Annotated in this window: 17 protein-coding genes; 10 read left to right on the top strand and 7 right to left on the bottom strand. The window is 59.5% G+C overall.

Annotated features, from left to right (window positions below; translation table 11 throughout):
- Positions 1–11: 11 nt before the first annotated feature.
- Complete coding sequence (locus tag D8U69_RS04155) at positions 12–929, bottom strand: bifunctional helix-turn-helix transcriptional regulator/GNAT family N-acetyltransferase (protein ID WP_130906739.1); 918 nt, start codon at positions 927–929, stop codon at positions 12–14.
- A gap of 618 nt (positions 930–1,547) precedes the next feature.
- Between D8U69_RS04155 and D8U69_RS04165 the strand changes: the two genes are divergently transcribed.
- Positions 1,548–1,772: a hypothetical protein gene (locus D8U69_RS04165; RefSeq protein ID WP_056856549.1), complete on the top strand. Its 225-nt coding sequence runs from the start codon at positions 1,548–1,550 to the stop codon at positions 1,770–1,772.
- Between the two features lie 119 nt (positions 1,773–1,891).
- Here D8U69_RS04165 and D8U69_RS04170 read toward each other — a convergent pair whose 3' ends face one another.
- The 3 genes from D8U69_RS04170 to D8U69_RS04180 form a co-directional block, all read right to left on the bottom strand.
- Entirely contained in the window at positions 1,892–4,012 is a 2,121-nt protein-coding gene (locus D8U69_RS04170; protein ID WP_130906740.1) for a TonB-dependent receptor, read from the bottom strand.
- Between the two features lie 170 nt (positions 4,013–4,182).
- Positions 4,183–4,461 (bottom strand): hypothetical protein, encoded by a 279-nt coding sequence (locus tag D8U69_RS04175; RefSeq protein ID WP_056856547.1) that lies wholly within the window; start codon positions 4,459–4,461, stop codon positions 4,183–4,185.
- A gap of 85 nt (positions 4,462–4,546) precedes the next feature.
- A complete protein-coding gene (locus D8U69_RS04180) occupies positions 4,547–4,978 on the bottom strand; it encodes a hypothetical protein (protein WP_056856899.1) in 432 nt (143 codons plus the stop codon).
- A 277-nt stretch (positions 4,979–5,255) separates the two neighbouring features.
- Between D8U69_RS04180 and D8U69_RS04185 the strand changes: the two genes are divergently transcribed.
- Positions 5,256–5,879: an NIPSNAP family protein gene (locus D8U69_RS04185; RefSeq protein ID WP_130906741.1), complete on the top strand. Its 624-nt coding sequence runs from the start codon at positions 5,256–5,258 to the stop codon at positions 5,877–5,879.
- Positions 5,880–5,906: 27 nt separating this feature from the next.
- Here the strand turns inward: D8U69_RS04185 and D8U69_RS04190 are convergent, their stop codons facing one another.
- From D8U69_RS04190 to D8U69_RS04200, 3 genes are all read right to left on the bottom strand, one after another.
- Complete coding sequence (locus D8U69_RS04190) at positions 5,907–7,280, bottom strand: FAD-dependent oxidoreductase (RefSeq protein ID WP_241668636.1); 1,374 nt, start codon at positions 7,278–7,280, stop codon at positions 5,907–5,909.
- Between the two features lie 44 nt (positions 7,281–7,324).
- Positions 7,325–8,272 (bottom strand): dihydrodipicolinate synthase family protein, encoded by a 948-nt coding sequence (locus D8U69_RS04195; protein WP_130906742.1) that lies wholly within the window; start codon positions 8,270–8,272, stop codon positions 7,325–7,327.
- Positions 8,273–8,333: 61 nt separating this feature from the next.
- Positions 8,334–9,260, bottom strand: coding sequence for a 4-hydroxyproline epimerase (locus tag D8U69_RS04200; RefSeq protein ID WP_130906743.1), 927 nt, complete (start codon positions 9,258–9,260; stop codon positions 8,334–8,336).
- Positions 9,261–9,561: 301 nt separating this feature from the next.
- On the opposite strand from D8U69_RS04200, the gene D8U69_RS04205 reads away from it, so the two are divergent.
- From D8U69_RS04205 to D8U69_RS04240, 8 genes are all read left to right on the top strand, one after another.
- Positions 9,562–10,335: an AraC family transcriptional regulator gene (locus D8U69_RS04205; RefSeq protein WP_130906744.1), complete on the top strand. Its 774-nt coding sequence runs from the start codon at positions 9,562–9,564 to the stop codon at positions 10,333–10,335.
- Between the two features lie 135 nt (positions 10,336–10,470).
- A complete protein-coding gene (gene ppk2 / locus D8U69_RS04210) occupies positions 10,471–11,289 on the top strand; it encodes a polyphosphate kinase 2 (RefSeq protein WP_130906745.1) in 819 nt (272 codons plus the stop codon).
- 48 nt (positions 11,290–11,337) lie between these two features.
- Entirely contained in the window at positions 11,338–13,128 is a 1,791-nt protein-coding gene (gene sulP, locus D8U69_RS04215) for a sulfate permease (RefSeq protein WP_130906746.1), read from the top strand.
- A gap of 154 nt (positions 13,129–13,282) precedes the next feature.
- On the top strand, positions 13,283–13,930 hold the full coding sequence (locus tag D8U69_RS04220; protein WP_056856540.1) for a hypothetical protein: 648 nt from the start codon (positions 13,283–13,285) through the stop codon (positions 13,928–13,930).
- On the top strand, positions 13,930–14,358 hold the full coding sequence (locus D8U69_RS04225; protein WP_130905719.1) for a phage holin family protein: 429 nt from the start codon (positions 13,930–13,932) through the stop codon (positions 14,356–14,358). The genes D8U69_RS04220 and D8U69_RS04225 overlap by 1 nt, the downstream gene beginning before the upstream one ends.
- Positions 14,355–15,173 (top strand): DUF3618 domain-containing protein, encoded by an 819-nt coding sequence (locus D8U69_RS04230; protein WP_130906747.1) that lies wholly within the window; start codon positions 14,355–14,357, stop codon positions 15,171–15,173. The genes D8U69_RS04225 and D8U69_RS04230 overlap by 4 nt, the downstream gene beginning before the upstream one ends.
- A gap of 124 nt (positions 15,174–15,297) precedes the next feature.
- Positions 15,298–15,546, top strand: coding sequence for a hypothetical protein (locus D8U69_RS04235; RefSeq protein WP_130905717.1), 249 nt, complete (start codon positions 15,298–15,300; stop codon positions 15,544–15,546).
- Between the two features lie 65 nt (positions 15,547–15,611).
- Positions 15,612–16,112, top strand: a complete 501-nt coding sequence (locus D8U69_RS04240; protein ID WP_130905716.1) for a CinA family protein — start codon at positions 15,612–15,614, stop codon at positions 16,110–16,112.
- Positions 16,113–16,116 lie beyond the last annotated feature (4 nt).

The following is a 16,116-nucleotide window of genomic DNA, read 5'->3' on the forward strand; positions in this document are numbered from 1 at the left end:
TGCTCAGACCACTACAGATCCCGAGCCCAAGTCTGGCTGACCAGGTCTTTTCCGAAACTGTGTACCGGTTCCTCTTCGGCCAACTGAAAACCTGCCTTTTGATAGAGCTTTCGCGCATCGCAAAGCACGCTGGTGGTCCAGAGCATCATCTTTGTGTAACCCGCATCCCGTGCAAATCTGAGACTTTCTTCCAGCAATCGATTGCCGATTCCCATGCCTCTGGCACTCGCATCCACGTAGAGCATTCGCAGTTTGGCGGTCGTCTCGTCATGCCTGACGACAAACACCGAACCGATGACCTTGCCATCTTTTTCCGCGATCCAGCATCGCTCGCAGGATTGATCGAATTCACGAAGGTACTTGGCGACGATTTCTGCCACCAGCGCTTCGAACTCCGAGTTCCAACCGTATTCGCGAGCATATAGCTGAGCTTGTTGCTGAACGACAATTCCCATGTCACCCGCTACAGGATCGCGCAGGAGGTAGGAGGGATCTCTGGCGCCCAATAGCGTCTGTATCTGTTTCATGGCTTGGGTCAATTGATCCTGCTGTGGCTCAGGCAAGCCTTGCAGCATCAACACGACTTCCTCACGAGCGGCGTGCTCCAGCGAGGCCAGCACGGTGCGACCTGGCTCGGTAAGCTGGATCTGAGAGGCACGGGCATCGCTTGTCGAACGCGTCTTGCCGATCAAGCCTTTTTTCTCGAATCCGCCGATGACTCGGCTGACGTAACCGGCGTCCAGGCCGAGCATCTGACACAGGTCTGAACTCTTCAGGCCGGCACTGGCGCCCAATTCGAAAAGGATACGCGCCTCGGTCAGGGAAAATTCGGCCTTGAGCAAGTGTTCTTGCAGGGCGCCGATCTGGCGGGTGTAGAACCTGTTAAAGCGGCGTACCGTTTCGGCGCGCTCAAAAATGGTGGCGGACATGGAAGCTCCATATATTTGCTTTTGGCAATTATATGGTTGACCAAGGCAACTATGTCAATCGTGTGATGAGAATTTGAATGATGCATGCCAATGATTTTCACGACACGTTTTTGAGAATGTGGGCGAGCCCTTTAAACGAACGGGAGCCGATCATGGGGCGCCGCTTCCAGGCGCAGTCGTTGAGCGGTGTATACGACCTGTTTGTACTGTAAGCGACATGTCATCGAACTCTGCCAGGCGTTTACCTGTCGACCCATCACCTGTTTCTCAACACTCGAGCGGTCTCTTCTGCACGATCGCGATCATCTCGCGACCGTCTGAGCAGACCATGGTGATCGCGATGAACTGTCTTATATGTGTCGGTACTGCGCAGCGCATTCAATGTCTTGGCCCCTGGGAAGAGCGGGACTGTCCAGAGTGTGGTCGCTATCGCGTGTCGGATGAGCTCATCATGATGCTGATGGAGCAAGGGCAAATATTCGATGTGAACAAAACCAGACGTTGGCTAAGTAGTCAGCGAGTGGCGGGGGCTGTTCCTTCAATCGAAGTCCATGAAGCACTGCTGCTGCCCTGAAGACAGCGGCATCGGTTGTACTTCTTTCATTTTGGAATCCGCCCATGCACCTCTACACACTGCAATACCTGTTCAACGGCGAATCTCGTGAGGTCGAGCTCGAACTCAAGCAACCTCAACTCTCCGTACAGGAGGCGACAATGCATCTTTTGCAGCTGCATTTCGGAGATGGCGAGAACAGCCTGCTGATGCCTTCAGCGGACGCAACTCCGAAAGAAATCCTGGCGCAGGCTGAACGGCTTGGATTGACCCGGATCAGGGTGGTTTGAGTTGAACAGCATCGATTCAACGTCAAAGGCAATCTGCCCAATAAACCCGATTAGAAGGTAGCTTAGCGGCCGTTTTCCACGCTCCATTCACCGGCTGCCGATTGCTCTTTGCCAAAGCCTCAAAGCAGGCTCCACGACACCCCGACATACATCGCCATGCCTTCACCAGGGGTGGATCGCGCCGCGTCGAGCCCTTTGTCGTCGTAGCCGGGGGTGACGGTCGCGGCGTAGTGCTTGTCGGTCAGGTTGCGCATGTCCAGCCATGTCTGCCAGTCGCCCTTGGGCGCGTTGTAACCCAGGGTTGCACCGAATATGGCGTAGGGATCGGCGTAGAAGCTGTTGGCGTAGTCGACCGCAACCTTGGACGCCCATTGAGTGTTGACTGCTGCGAAGAAACCTAGCGGCCAGTCGAAGCGCAGTTCGCCCTGGTAGTAATGCATCGGCAGGCCCGGCAGGCGGTTGTCGCCGAAACGCTCGTCGTCGCGGTAGTGGAAATCACTGAAGGTATAGCTTTGGCGCAGGGTCAGTTGGCCACCGCTGTCCGGCGACCACAGGCTGCTCGTCAGGCCGGCTTCCACTCCCTGGTGCACGGTAGGGCTGGCGTTGAGTTCATAGGGCGTGGTGGCATTGGCGTCCGGCAACACCGAGAGCAATTCGTTGTGCACCTGGGCGTAATACCAGGACAGGCTCCATTGCCCCAGCGAGCTGTCACCGCGGCCGCCGATTTCCAGGGTGGTAGCGGTCTGGTTTTGCAGCTCGATCGGATCGCGCTGGGCACCCGTGGCCGGGCCGCTGCCTGCCGGGAAGCGCACGTTGGAACTGTAGATCAGCGACCAGGGGTGCGGCGCTTCAACCGAGCGGCTGAGGTTGCCGAAAAGCTGCAGATCGGGCGTCAGTTGATAGCGCAGACCCACGCGCGGAGCGTAGTCCCAATCGCTCAGGCTGGTCTTGCCGCCGGCTTGCGGGTAGGTCACAGCGCTTTCCCTGCGGGTATAGATGGCAGCAAGGCCGGTGGTCAGCCACAGGTCGTCGGCGATCTCCAGATCATTGCCCAGATGCAACACGGTGTCCGAACCCTGATAGGTGAAATCGCGAATGTGCGTGCCCGGCGCATAGCCAGCGGTGTTGCCGGTGGGAATGCGCACCTGTTCGCTGGCGCCGGCATTGGGCAGGTGCTTGGTCACGCGCAAGCCCAGCGTGCTTTGGCTTTGCAGGCCCCAAAGCGTATCGCGACGCTTATAGTCGAACGTGCCGCTGACGTCGGTGTACGCAACCTTCAGGCGATTGGGTCCTTCACGCAAGTCCATGGGGTAGTCGTGGTAGACAAGGCCGGTCTGAATGCTCGAATCGTCGTCGATGTAGTAGGTGGTCTTGTTGCCGATAAAGGTGCTGCCCGGCTGCTCACGGCGGTCGTCGCGCGTCACATAGGCGGGGTTGGCGGCCCGTGGGTTGTGTTCGATGGAGTGCTTGGTCACTCGTCCGGCAAGGTCGTTGTCGGTCTGGCGATAGCGCAGGTAAAAGCGGGTTTCCAGGTTCGGGTTGAAGCGATAACCGAAGTTGGCAATCACGCCCTGACTGTCGCTGGCGGTGTGATCCTGATAACCATCGGCATTGGCGCCGGTCAACGACACGTAGTAATCGAAGTCACCCAAGACCTGCCCGGAGCTGACCTGTCGCTGCTGATAACCGTGGCTGCCGGTCGCGTAGCGCACTTGCAACTTCGGTGCGTCGTAACCGGTGTGGCTGACGTAATCGATGGCGCCACCCAGCGCCAGTGCACCCCTGTCGAACCCATTGGCGCCGCGCAGCACTTCCACATGATCGAGCCACAGCGGCTCCAGCAACTCATAGGGCGTGCCGCCAGGGCCCGTCAGCGGCAGACCGTCGAGCATGGCGTACAACCCTGAAGCGTGGGCACCCGGAGCCCGGTTGATCCCCGATCCGCGGATCGAAATCTTCACCCCTTCGTTGCCCGCAGACTGGGCGTAAATCCCCGGCTGGTAGGCCAGCACATCCTGGTTACTGGCCACGCGGCCTTGCAGGGGGCGGCGCATGTCGACCACATTGCTGCCACCGGGGACTTCTGCCAGACGGGCCTTGGCCTGTTCGATCTCCAGGTCTTGGCCACTTTGATCCTCAGCCCCGATCAACACTTGCCCCAACTCCAGGCCCTGGGCCATGGCCGGACAAACGAGGGCCAGCCCCAACAGCGCAGCGGGGAAGGTTTTGGGCGAGGGCATCGAATGAACTCCAGACATATGGATACGGGCAGTGAACACTGCGACGTAGATATGTACGAAGGGAGCACATGGGAATTTGCTTTTTTTGCGGCAGGAGCCGAGGCGTCGGCAAGGCGGGGAAGCAAAAGCCACGCTCGGAATACCCATTCCGAGCGCATCTTCAAATCCTGTTACTGCTTCGGTTCTTTGACTTCATCTGGCGAGCCGCTGGATGTCGCGGCGTCTTTTTCTGCGGCACTCGTATCCGCTCCGGAGTTGGAGCCTGACGCCTCTTCGCCTTTTTTGTCGGCCTTGTCCTCGTTGGATTGAGCCGCTTTACCCTGGTTCAGGCCCGGTAGGGCGGCAGGCGGAACAGCGGGGTCGGTAGCAGTCTCGTAGGCAGCGAAGGCGAATAGCGAACTAGTCGACATCAAGCTCGCAAGCAGAAACACAGCGGCTTTACGCTTCATGATTCGAGTCTTCCATTGAAGGGATGTACAGTTTTGGAAGGGCGGGGAGTGGGAACGTGCTGGTTAGCTGACCAGCGGTAATGGCCTACTCGTCACAGGCATCGGCGACGGCTTTCTCGGCGCGTATGAGTTCTTGCTTGATGTCCGTGGTAATGCGCTGTTTTTTCAGCTCCTGGCCCAGAAACGGTTGCTCGCCGCGGGATTTAACCTCTGCATCCTCGGCAACGATCTGCTTCTCGATGGCGGCGGAATGCTCGTCGATCACCGCGTTGACCTCCGCTTCATTGCGGGCGGTATCCAGGGCGCGAACCAGTTTGCCGGCCTCGGCTTTTTCAGCCTCGGCATAGGCTTCCACGGATAAACCGGCAGTCATGGCCCGGACTTGGGTTTCGAGGTTTTTCAGATGCTCCTGGTTTGCCTTGCACACCGCTGCCTGGCGCTGGTTCTCGACCCGCTCCCATCGGTTAAGCCCATAGGACGCAGCGCCCACAACGATGAGCGTCAGGGCGACACCCAGCATTTTGCCTTTCAAAGCTCACCCCGCATGCGCCGTGCGCAACAGTTTTTCGGGTTCATTGTGCGACTCCATTTCCGGATAAAAAAGCGTAGCAGACCCTTCATGGGATTCATTATCACTTGGTCGTGAGACGAGAGGAGTGTGGCTCACTGTTCACCATCCTGGTGATAAGGCTATTACCTAGGCCATGCGGCAAAAGCCGTCATCGAATGGGAGGCGCGTCAATATCCTTGTTGCAGGCGCTGTCATAGGCTGGGGCAAATTGTCGGAGTGGGTTATGGTTTTTTTTGAATTGATCACTTTTACGGTGCGCGTACGCACGGTGGCGGACGCCCTGGCGCGCATCGAACTCGGGTTGGCAAAGCCTGAAGTCGGTGGAACGCTGATGGGGTGTTGGGCTTCGGAACTGGGCAAGCTGAACCAGATCGCCGTGTTGCGCGGGTTTGCGGACGAAAGCCAAAGGCAGGCGGAGCGCGAGCGGTTCCTGCTGGCTGGCGACGTCTTTGGAATCAGCCCGTTCATCACCGATTTGCGCATTGAAAACTACACGCTGTTTCCCTTTCTTGAGCCCCTGGTCGCAGGCCGACACGGCCCTTTCTACGAACTGCGCGTGTATGACCTGATCAGCAGCGGCCTGCAACCCACGCTGGACGGTTGGCGCAAAGCCATCGAAGCTCGAACCGCCGAACAGTATTCACCGGTTTACGCGGCGTTTTACGCCACCGACGGCTCGCTGCCGCGTTACTTGCACATCTGGCCCTGGACGACACTGGAACAACGCTTGCGAGTGCGCACCCAAGCCGTAGCCGACGGCGTCTGGCCACCGGAAAACTCCGGCCCTCAACTGCGCGACATGTGCTCGACGATTTACCTGCCGGCGAAGTTTTCGCCTTTGCAATGAGGCGGCTGTCCGATCGACGATTGATGCTCAAAAACGCTCCAGCCTGTATGCCTCCACCGTTGGTAATCCAAGGCTGTGCAAAGCACTCGCTGGCGAAACCAATTGAGCGATCATTTCGGCCGTGACCGCCGCCTGCGTCAAACCCAGGTGCTGGTGGCCGAAGGCGAGCAATACCTTGCCGCCGCACGCACTATCGATGATCGGCAGAGAGTCCGGCAGGGAAGGGCGAAATCCCATCCAGGGCGTGGCGGCGTCTGCGTTCAGGTCACGACGGAACAGGCCCTTGCTGAGACGGTGCAACTGCCATGCGCGCTGCATGCTCGGCGGGCTCTCGAGACCGGCGAACTCGACGGTGCCTGCCAGCCGCAGTCCGTCAGTCATGGGCGTCATGATGAACTTGCGCTCCAGCGAGGTGACGGCGAACGGCAACCGTTCGTGCTCATGGGGCAGCATCAAATGATAGCCACGCTCGGTGTCCAACGGCACCTTTTTGCCGGTCAAAGCGTGGGTGAGTTTCGCTGAATGGGCACCGCAGGCGATCAGGATTCGCCGACTGCTGACCTGGGCTTGATCGGTGACCAGCGATACACCGCCTGCGTCCAGATGTCCGCCCTGCACCCGGCGCTTGAGGAAATGCACACCGCAGGTCTTGGCGGCGTGTACCAGTTCACAGACGACGCGATAAGGGTCGAGGAAATGCCCGGTGCGCTCAAAGAACAATCCCCCCTGAATGTGCTCGCTCAGTTGCGGCGCGGCATCGCGTACGGCATTGGCCTGCCAGCGCTCGACCGGCACCTGCTGCTGGCGCAGGCGTGCCTGTAGCGCTTCGATCGCCGGTTGCGAATCCGGGCGCTCAAATACCAGTAACGAACCATCTTCTTTGAGCAAGTCAGGCCGCACGATCGCCTGCAACAGGCGTTGCCACGCGCCAAGGCTGCTCTCGTTAAGCGCGCGGATGCCGGCCACCGTGCGCTGGAAAGGCGCCCGGCGCAGGTTCATCAGCAGCCGGGCAAACCACGGCAGCGCTCGCGGCATGTACTTCCAGTCCAGGCGCAGCGGCCCCATCGGGTCCAAGAGCATGGCGGGCAAGCGTTTGACAATGGACAGGTCGGCGATGGGAAACACCTGTTCGGTCGCCAGATGCCCGGCATTGCCGAACGAGGCGCCGTGGCCGGGTTCCTGCTGATCGAGGACCACCACCCGCAATCCTTGACGCGCCAATTGCAGCGCGCAGGCGACGCCGATGATCCCGGCACCGATGACGGTTATGTCGTGCCGATCGTTTGCAGTGGAGTGGATAGCATCCTGCGCCAGGTCGGTAGCTGGATTGATCGCCCGAATCGCTTCGTGGCGACCCGTCGTGGCTTGCTGGCCGTTCAGCATGTTGCCTGTGAGCGTCATGGCATTTCCTGAAAATAGCAGAGGACGGAAACAATTACGGAGCGTCAGGCGACGTTCTGCTCGGCCGACCAGTGCTCGTACCACTGGCGGAACAAGGCGTACTGGTTTTCGGCGTAACGGCGCTGGGCATCGCTGAGCACATCGGTTTCGTTGAAATGCAGGGCGTATTCCTTGTCACCGTTGAGCACCATCAGGTGCTTGTAATACAGCACCAGGTCACAACCCTCGTCGAAGGACGACAGCACTGCCATTGCCGCTTCCAGTTCCCGAGCCTGCCGGCGAGCCTTGGCGTCACCTTTGGCAGCTTGTTTGCTCAGGGCCACCAGTTGCAGCACTTCGCGCGGCAGTGCATTGCCGATGCCGGTGATGGCGCCGGTGGCGTTGCAGTTGACGAAGCCATGCACCACTTGGGTATCGACCCCGACCATCAAGGTGACATCGTCGTCCCTGGAGGTGATGTGCTCAGCGGCGTAGCGCAGGTCGGCGGCCCCGCCGAACTCCTTGAAGCCGATCAGGTTCGGGTGCTCGCGACGCAGTTCGAAGAACAGGTCTGCGCGGGTGGCGAAGCCGTAGTAAGGGCTGTTGTAGATCACTGCCGGCAACCCCGGGGCAGCCTTGAGAATGGCGGCAAAGTGAGCTTTTTGCGCGGTTGCCGAAGCACCACGGGACAGCACGCGAGGAATGACCATCAGGCCATGGGCGCCGACTTTGGCAGCGTGTGCCGCGTGGGACACCGCTTCACGGCTGTTGACCGCACCGGTGCCGACAATGGTTGGTATGCCAGCGGCAACCAAGCGTGCCACGCCTTCCTGACGCTCGGCTTCGGTCAGCAACGGCCAGTCCCCCATGGAGCCGCAGTACACGACAGCGCTCATGCCAATGTCGATCAACTCGCGACCCTTGGCCACCAGCGCGTCAAAGTCCGGTTTGCGATCGGCGGTGCACGGGGTCATCAGTGCAGGAATGCAGCCGGTGAAGATGTTGTCGCTCATTGTGGTAACTCCTTGCAGCGTTTATTCAGATCGGTTGAGGGTGTAGGCGCCGCCGAGGGGCTTAAATGCCCCACGCAAAGGGATCCTGTTCGTCGATCAGCAGCGTGGCATCGGCAGTCATGTAGGCACGGCCGGTGATGGAAGGGCGGATGCGTTCACCTTCCCATTCGAAGCTGCCGACAAACTGGCTGGCGGTGATGCTGGCCTGGACCCAGCGCTCACCGGCGGCCAGTTTGCCGTCAGCCGCCAGGCAAGCGAGTTTGGCGCTGGTGCCGGTGCCGCACGGCGAGCGGTCGTAGGCTTTGCCGGAGCACATCACGAAGTTGCGGCTGTCGGCCTGATCGTCGTCGGCAAACAATTCGACATGGTCGATGAGCGCGCCGTCTTCGCCATGGATGCCTTGCGCTTGAAGTGCCTGGAGCATCGCCCAGGTGTATTCGGTCAGGGCGTCGACGTTGTCCATTTGCAATGTCTTGCCGTGGTCGGACACCAGGAAAAACCAGTTGCCGCCCCAAGCGATATCGCCAAAGACACGTCCATGGCCCGGTACTTCGACCGGCACCTGCTGGCGATAGCGGTAAGCGGGGACATTGCGCAACGTGACGTTGCCGTCTGCATGCAGCGTGGCGCTGACCGGGCCGACCGGCGTGTCGATCTTGTGCTCGCCAGGGCCGATCAGACCCAGATGCTGCAACGAGTTGACCAAGCCGATGGTGCCGTGACCGCACATGCCGAGATAGCCGGCGTTGTTGAAGAAAATCACCCCGCAGGTGGCATCCGCCGATACCGGTTCGCAGTACAGCGCGCCGACCAGTACATCGTTGCCTCGAGGCTCCAGCAGGCAGGCCCTGCGCCATTGGTCATGCTGGTCGCGCAGGGCATCGCGTTTCTCGACCATGGTGCTGCCTGGCAGCTGTGGAAAGCCTTTCATCACCAGACGAGTCGGTTCGCCGCCGGTGTGGGAATCGATGATGTGAACCTGTTTCATAAACCGTCCAATTTGAGAGGCACCAGGTGCCGGTTCAGAGAGAAGTCTGGATCGTTGCGCCAAACGGGAGAGCGGCTGTGATGTCACTGATAACGCTGTCGTCGTGGGGCGCCGAGGGCAGCAATGGCGATAGATTGAACGTGCCGGAACGGCTGCGATTGATGGTTTGTGCAGGTCGCGATGACGAAATCAGCACAATGCCGGTGGCTGATCCCTGGTCCGGATCTCGTCTCGACACTGCCCCAGCCTTGGGGCAATCTGTTTGGCTTTCGTCGATCCGGACCGTGGGAGAGTGAGACTCATGACGCAGAACGCCTTTGCGATCCTGTGCCAGGGGAACGAGGAGCAACGTCCCGAAACCATGGAGCAATTGTTGGCAGGCGTAGCGCTTGTGCTACCGATGCTGGACGTCATTCCCAACGCCGCGATCTTCATCAAGGATGTTCAGGCCCGCTACGTCATGGCCAACCAGACGCTGGTGCAGCGTTGCGGCCTCAAGCACCTGCAACCGTTGCTGGGCAGAACCAGCGCCGAGGTCTTTCCCGCGCAATTGGGGCCTGGCTATACCGAACAGGATCGCCGGGTACTGGAGCAGGGGTTTGTCCTGGAAGACCAACTGGAGCTGCATCTGTATGGCAGCCGCGAGCCCGGTTGGTGCCTTACGCATAAACGCCCGCTGTACAACCGCAGTGGCGAAATCATGGGCCTGGTGGGCATTTCAGTCGACCTGCAATCGGCAAGCGACACCCATCCGGCGTATCAGCGCCTGGCGGCAGTGGACGAACACATCCGCCTGCATTTCCACCGTCGAGTCAGCCTTGGCGAGCTGACGCGAATCGCCGGCATTTCGGTGGCGCAACTGGAGCGCTACTGCAAGCGCGTGTTCCACCTGACGCCGCGACAGATGATCCAGAAAGTCCGCCTGGAACACGCGCATCGTCTACTTCACACCGATATGCCGATCACCGAGGTCGCCTTGCAGTGCGGCTATACCGACCACAGTGCTTTCACCCGCCAGTTCAAGGCGTTGACCGGGTTTACCCCTCGTCAATATCGGCAAACCACGGGAAATTGATAGGGGGAACGATTTTCACCTGCCTCGCCATGCCGGGCGTTTGACCTTGGACTAGACTCACGCCGTCAGATGAAGCGTCGACTCTTCAGCAACCGCTGCCAATACATCCGTCATTGGCATTTTTGAGGTTTGGTCATGGCAAAAGATAAGAAAAAAGCCTTTAAAGTTTCTGCTGAACCCGCAAAGTTGACGAACAAAGACTATCTGGAGCAGTTGCGCCACTTGCACGTCGAGTTGGTCAAGTTGCAGGAATGGGTCAAAGAGAAAGGCGTCAAGATCTGCATTGTGTTCGAAGGGCGTGACGGTGCGGGCAAGGGCGGGACGATCAAGGCCATCACCGAACGGGTCAGCCCGCGGGTCTTTCGGGTGATGGCGCTGCCTGCGCCAACCGAGCGGGAAAAAAGCCAGATGTATGTCCAGCGCTACTTGCCCCATCTGCCGGCGGCGGGCGAGGTGGTGATCTTCGATCGCAGTTGGTACAACCGTGCGGGCGTCGAGCGCGTAATGAACTTCTGTACCGAAGAACAAGTGGAGACGTTTCTCAAGTCTGTCCCTCATGTAGAGCGTGCGATCGTCGACTCCGGGGTCATCCTGCTCAAGTATTGGCTGGAAGTCAGTCCGCAGGAACAGACGCGTCGGCTCGAAGCGCGGATCAAGGACGGGCGAAAAATCTGGAAACTGACACCGATGGATCTCAAGTCATACAGCCGCTGGTATGACTACTCGCGAGCCCGTGACGCCATGTTCGAAGCGACCGACACCGATCATGCGCCGTGGCTGGTGGCCGATTCAAATGACAAGCGTCGGGCGCGGCTCAACATCATCAGCGATTTGCTCAGTCGCATCCCTTACAAAGACGTGCCCCGCGACAAGGTCGTATTGCCTAAACGGCAGAAGCCCGGTGACTATCGCGAACCTGACTATCCGCTCAAACGCATCCCGGAAAAGTATTGACCGTTAACGGCAGCGAACCTGCGACTCACACAGAAGGGCCAATGTCCTATGAGCCATTCGGATGCTTCGTCGCCCGACCCGGAACCGGGTCGGATTGCACGTCGGGACGCAGGCAGCGATCAGTCTGGCTGGAGCCGCTGGTTTCCCGGGCTGCGCACATTGCGCGGCTACCATATGGCCTGGTTGCGCCACGACCTCGTCGCCGGCCTGGTGTTGACCACCATGTTGGTGCCTGTAGGTATCGCCTACGCGGTGGCATCGGGGGTGCCGGGCATTTATGGCCTGTATGCGACCATCGTTCCGCTGCTGGCGTATGCGCTGTTCGGCCCCAGCCGGATTCTGGTGCTGGGTCCCGATTCATCGCTGGCGGCTGTCATTCTCGCGGTTGTCTTGCCGTTGTCGGGGGGCGACCCGCAACGGGCCATCGCGCTGGCGGCGGCCATGGCTATCGTCTCGGGGGCTGTGTGTGTAATGGCGGGTATCGCCCGTCTGGGGTTCGTGACCGAGCTTCTGTCCAAACCGATTCGCTACGGTTACATGAACGGGATCGCCCTGACGGTCTTGATCAGCCAACTGCCCAAACTCTTCGGCTTCAAAATCGAGGCCGAGGGACCGCTGAGAAGTCTTTGGGCGATCGTGACCGCGATCATCGATGGTAAAACCAATTGGGTCACTTTTGCGGTCGGTGCTGCGACGCTGGTCGTCATCCTGCTGCTCAAGGGATACAAACGCGTGCCCGGCATCTTGATTGCTGTGGTGGCCGCGACCGTCGTCGTCGCGGTTCTGGACCTTGCGGCAAACGCCGGGGTCTCGGTCCTCGGCTCTCTCCCGCAAGGCCTGCCGGGTTTCGCCATTCCCTGGATCACCCGCGCCGATATTGTCCCGGTGCTGATCGGCGGCTGCGCCGTGGCCCTGGTTTCATTCGCCGACACCAGCGTACTGTCCCGCGTTTACGCGGCGCGGACTCGCACCTACGTGGATCCGAACCAGGAAATGGTCGGCCTGGGTGTCGCCAATCTGGCCGCCGGTTTCTTCCAGGGGTTTGCGATCAGCAGCAGTTCGTCGCGCACACCCGTGGCCGAAGCTGCCGGGGCGAAAACCCAAGTGACCGGTGTTGTCGGGGCTGTGGCCGTTGCGTTGTTGCTGGTGTTTGCCCCCGACCTGCTGCGTGACTTGCCCAACAGCGCACTGGCAGCGGTGGTCATCGCATCGGCCATCGGCCTGATCGAAGTCACTGACCTGTTGCGCATCTATCGCATGCAGCGCTGGGAGTTCTGGCTGTCGATCGTCTGCACCATTGGAGTGGCAGTTTTTGGCGCGATCGAAGGCATAGGCCTGGCTATCGTGATCGCGGTCATAGAATTCCTCTGGGATGGCTGGCGTCCTTACTCCGCCGTGCTCGGACGTACCCAAGGGGTCAAGGGTTTTCACGATACCCAACGCTATCCCGACGCGACCCTTATTCCTGGCCTGGTGCTGTTTCGCTGGGATGCATCCTTGTTTTTCGCCAACGCCGAATTGTTCCACGACCGGGTCATCGACGCCCTGGCGGCCTCGCCAACGCCGGTGCGCTGGTTGGTCATCGCCGCGGAACCCATCACCAGCGTGGATGTCACCTCGGCCGACATGCTCGCCGAACTGGACGAAACCCTGCGCACCGCGGGCATCAAATTGTGCGTGGCCGAGATGAAAGACCCGGTCAAGGACAAGCTCAAGCGGTTCGGCCTCTACACCTTGCTGGGGGAGGCGGCGTTTTTTCCAACAATAGACGATGCGGTCGGCCGCTATCTGCAAAGTCATTCGCTGGATTTGACGGGCTTGGAGATCGACGGGCAGTGAGTGGTATTGCCCTCGTCCGATAAATTCTGCATCACGCTCATCATCCGCGTTGAACTCCCAACTGAGCTCTTCCGTCCTCTGCTATGAGGGGCTCAGGGCAATACAGCTGCGTAGTCCCCATGACACGTTTTCGATTCAGAAGGCGAGGGACGACATGAACACTTCAGACAGCAGGACTGGCACCGATACGGGCAATCCAGGGAACGGTAATCCGCAGCAAGGGTTTCAACATTTAAAGGAGGACGTCACCGAGGCGCTCGGCGATGTAAGGCAACAAGCCGATGCACAGTTCGGGCAATACCGTGACACGGCGGCTGACCAGATCGACGCCTTGGCTCAGGGAGCGAAAAGCTTCGTCTCCGAGCTGGAGGATAAAGACACGCTCGGCATGTCCGATTATCTCACCGACATGGCGGAGTCCATGAGCGGACTGGCGGGAAACCTGCGCGGCAAAAGTGCCGAGCAGCTTCTGCATGACGGCGCTGAGTTGGCTCGCAGTAATCCCGCGCTGTTCATTGCCGGCAGCATTGCGTTGGGTTTTGGCCTGTCACGGTTTCTCAAGGCAGGCAGTTCTGCGGCCATGACCGTGCACGCCGGGCACGATCCTGCAACAGGCACGTCAACGCCTCCAACCGGTGGTTTTGGCGCCCAGCGCCCCTATGAAACATCTCCCCCCCATACCGACCCGGCACCGGGACTTGCCACGGGCATCACGCCGGCTTCGGCGGATGTGCACGACCATCCATCGGACTTTGCTGCGGCATCGCCAACCGCTTCGCCAAACGTCAAAGGAGAACTGTGATGAACAGAGATGAATCAGATTTGCCGGGCGTAAGACCGGTTACCCAGGCTGATGACGCATCGGTTGTCGGCTTGCTCAGGCAGTTGTCCCGCGAAGTGCCCGCGTTGTTCACCAAAGAACTCGCACTGGCCAAAGCCGAACTGCAGGCCAGCCTGACAACGCTCAAGGCCGGCATCGCCGGCGTAGCGGGGGGCGCGATCGTGCTGTTGGCGGGATTCATCATTCTGCTGATGGCAGTCGTCTACGGCCTGAGCCTGTTCATGGCACCGTGGTTGGCCGCGCTGATTGTTGGCGTGGTGGTGATGATCATCGGCTTCGCCATGTTGCAGTCGGGGAAAAAACAATTCGAGCCGTCCCACTTCAAGCCTGACCGGACACTGGACGCTCTGAATAAAGATCAGGAAGCGCTGCGGAGGAAAGTTTCATGAAAAGCGAATTGGAGCTGGAATCGGAAAAGTGCCCCGAACAGATAGAACGCGAGATTGACGCGCAGCGCGCGAGCATCGGCAACATCGTCGACCGCCTGGAAAGTAAGTTCACTCCCGGACAGATGATCGACCAGGCGTGGGGCATGATGCAGGACAATGGCTCGACATTCCTCAGCAACCTCGGCACCAGTGTGCGCAACAATCCGGTTCCCGCGGTGCTCACATCGGTAGGCTTGCTCTGGTTGATGATGAGCCAGAACCGTCCGCCAGTACCGCGCCCAAGCTATCGCACCGGGCCGGATCAGCTGGGTGATTGGGCCGATGATATAGCGGAAGGCTTCGACAGCGCCCGTGAGCATGTGCACCAGACCACCGATACCTTGAAGGAAGGTTATCGTTCGTTGAAAGACAAGGCTGTCCACATGTCTGACAACGTCGGCGCCGCCACTGACCACTTAAGCCACGCCGTGCACGACGTAAGTGACCGCGTGACGCGTAACACTCAGGTGATAGGTCAGCAGTTCAGTCAGCTGCTCAAGGAGCAACCGCTGATGGTGGCGGCGGCAGGCATCGCCCTGGGCGCAATGATCGGTGCTGCCTTGCCGACCACCGCGACCGAGCAGCGCTACCTGGGACGTACCAGTGCAGGCCTGGTCGACAAAGTGAAGAAGCAAGCGCAGGAAGGCTATGAAGCGGTGCGTGACACCGTCACTAAAACCACTGAGCAAACGGACGTGGAAGCCAGGCCGGATATGCAGGCATCCCGCACGTCCGGCACACCGGCGGATCTTTCCAGTGGACTGGGGACGTCCTGATTGTCTCAACAGCGGGAGGTCGGTAACGGCCTCCCATTTTCCTTGCAACCGACATCGTCAGATGGTGTGAACCAATCGCGAGTGTCCGGGCTCCACCAGGAAACATCTGCCATGGGCTAGTGAAATGAATGCCTTCAAAGATTTGCTGTCGCCGGCTCAGGAATTGAAATTGCGCGCACTCGATGCCTGGCATCGCGCGCTGGAAAACAAGCGGCTACGCATGGATTGTCCTGATGCCTACCATGAAGAACTGCTGCGTCGGTCCGATGAGATGGATCGTCTGGGTATAGTCAACTGGGCCGAATGGCGGGACTTGCGCAGAGAGGCCGACCAGGCGTATCTGCGTGCAGTCGCCGGCGAAGACTACCACTGAGGGTTTTCCTGGAGTCTTCGGCGCCTTCACATATCAACCGATCAATCATTTCGTGAGTGCTGCTCATGCCCATCGCTGACGATACCGTTGAATACTTGCGCGATAACGCTCTGGTGCTGACAACGGCCGAATCCTGTACTGCTGGCAAGATCGTGACGTTGCTGTCAGAAGTTGAAGGTAGCGGCGAATTCATCGAGTGCGGTTATGTGGTGTATTCGCCACAAGCCAAGCAGCGCGTGTTGCATGTCAGCCCGCGCACCATCGAAACGTTCAATCTGACCAGCGTGGAAGTTGCCAGGGAAATGGCGCTGGGTGCTCTGCGAGACAGTACCGCCAATGTCGCTGTGGCCACCACTGGCATTCTCGGGCCTGAAGATGTCGACGGCATACCCGCCGGTACCATTTGCTTTGCCTGGGCGTTTCAGTCCGCTGGTGAACATTGCCTTTTCAGCCACGAGCATCGGTTTATCGGTTCTCGTTGTGAGGTGCAAACCCAGGCAACTGAATACGCTTTGCAATGGCTGCCGCACTTTCATCGTCGCCTGATGAGTGGCGAACAAGGTTGAAGCC

The sequence above is a fragment of the Pseudomonas sp. Sample_16 genome, assembly GCF_004307665.1.
GTDB lineage: Bacteria > Pseudomonadota > Gammaproteobacteria > Pseudomonadales > Pseudomonadaceae > Aquipseudomonas.

Bases quoted from the DNA above. Each gene is read 5' to 3' on its own strand.
- D8U69_RS04155 (WP_130906739.1), bottom strand. From the start codon at position 929: ATGTCCGCCACCATTTTTGAGCGCGCCGAAACGGTACGCCGCTTTAAC.
- D8U69_RS04165 (WP_056856549.1), top strand. From the start codon at position 1,548: ATGCACCTCTACACACTGCAATACCTGTTCAACGGCGAATCTCGTGAG.
- D8U69_RS04170 (WP_130906740.1), bottom strand. From the start codon at position 4,012: ATGCCCTCGCCCAAAACCTTCCCCGCTGCGCTGTTGGGGCTGGCCCTC.
- D8U69_RS04175 (WP_056856547.1), bottom strand. From the start codon at position 4,461: ATGAAGCGTAAAGCCGCTGTGTTTCTGCTTGCGAGCTTGATGTCGACT.
- D8U69_RS04185 (WP_130906741.1), top strand. From the start codon at position 5,256: ATGGTTTTTTTTGAATTGATCACTTTTACGGTGCGCGTACGCACGGTG.
- D8U69_RS04190 (WP_241668636.1), bottom strand. From the start codon at position 7,280: ATGACGCTCACAGGCAACATGCTGAACGGCCAGCAAGCCACGACGGGT.
- D8U69_RS04195 (WP_130906742.1), bottom strand. From the start codon at position 8,272: ATGAGCGACAACATCTTCACCGGCTGCATTCCTGCACTGATGACCCCG.
- D8U69_RS04200 (WP_130906743.1), bottom strand. From the start codon at position 9,260: ATGAAACAGGTTCACATCATCGATTCCCACACCGGCGGCGAACCGACT.
- D8U69_RS04205 (WP_130906744.1), top strand. From the start codon at position 9,562: ATGACGCAGAACGCCTTTGCGATCCTGTGCCAGGGGAACGAGGAGCAA.
- ppk2 (WP_130906745.1), top strand. From the start codon at position 10,471: ATGGCAAAAGATAAGAAAAAAGCCTTTAAAGTTTCTGCTGAACCCGCA.
- sulP (WP_130906746.1), top strand. From the start codon at position 11,338: ATGAGCCATTCGGATGCTTCGTCGCCCGACCCGGAACCGGGTCGGATT.
- D8U69_RS04220 (WP_056856540.1), top strand. From the start codon at position 13,283: ATGAACACTTCAGACAGCAGGACTGGCACCGATACGGGCAATCCAGGG.
- D8U69_RS04225 (WP_130905719.1), top strand. From the start codon at position 13,930: ATGAACAGAGATGAATCAGATTTGCCGGGCGTAAGACCGGTTACCCAG.
- D8U69_RS04230 (WP_130906747.1), top strand. From the start codon at position 14,355: ATGAAAAGCGAATTGGAGCTGGAATCGGAAAAGTGCCCCGAACAGATA.
- D8U69_RS04235 (WP_130905717.1), top strand. From the start codon at position 15,298: ATGAATGCCTTCAAAGATTTGCTGTCGCCGGCTCAGGAATTGAAATTG.
- D8U69_RS04240 (WP_130905716.1), top strand. From the start codon at position 15,612: ATGCCCATCGCTGACGATACCGTTGAATACTTGCGCGATAACGCTCTG.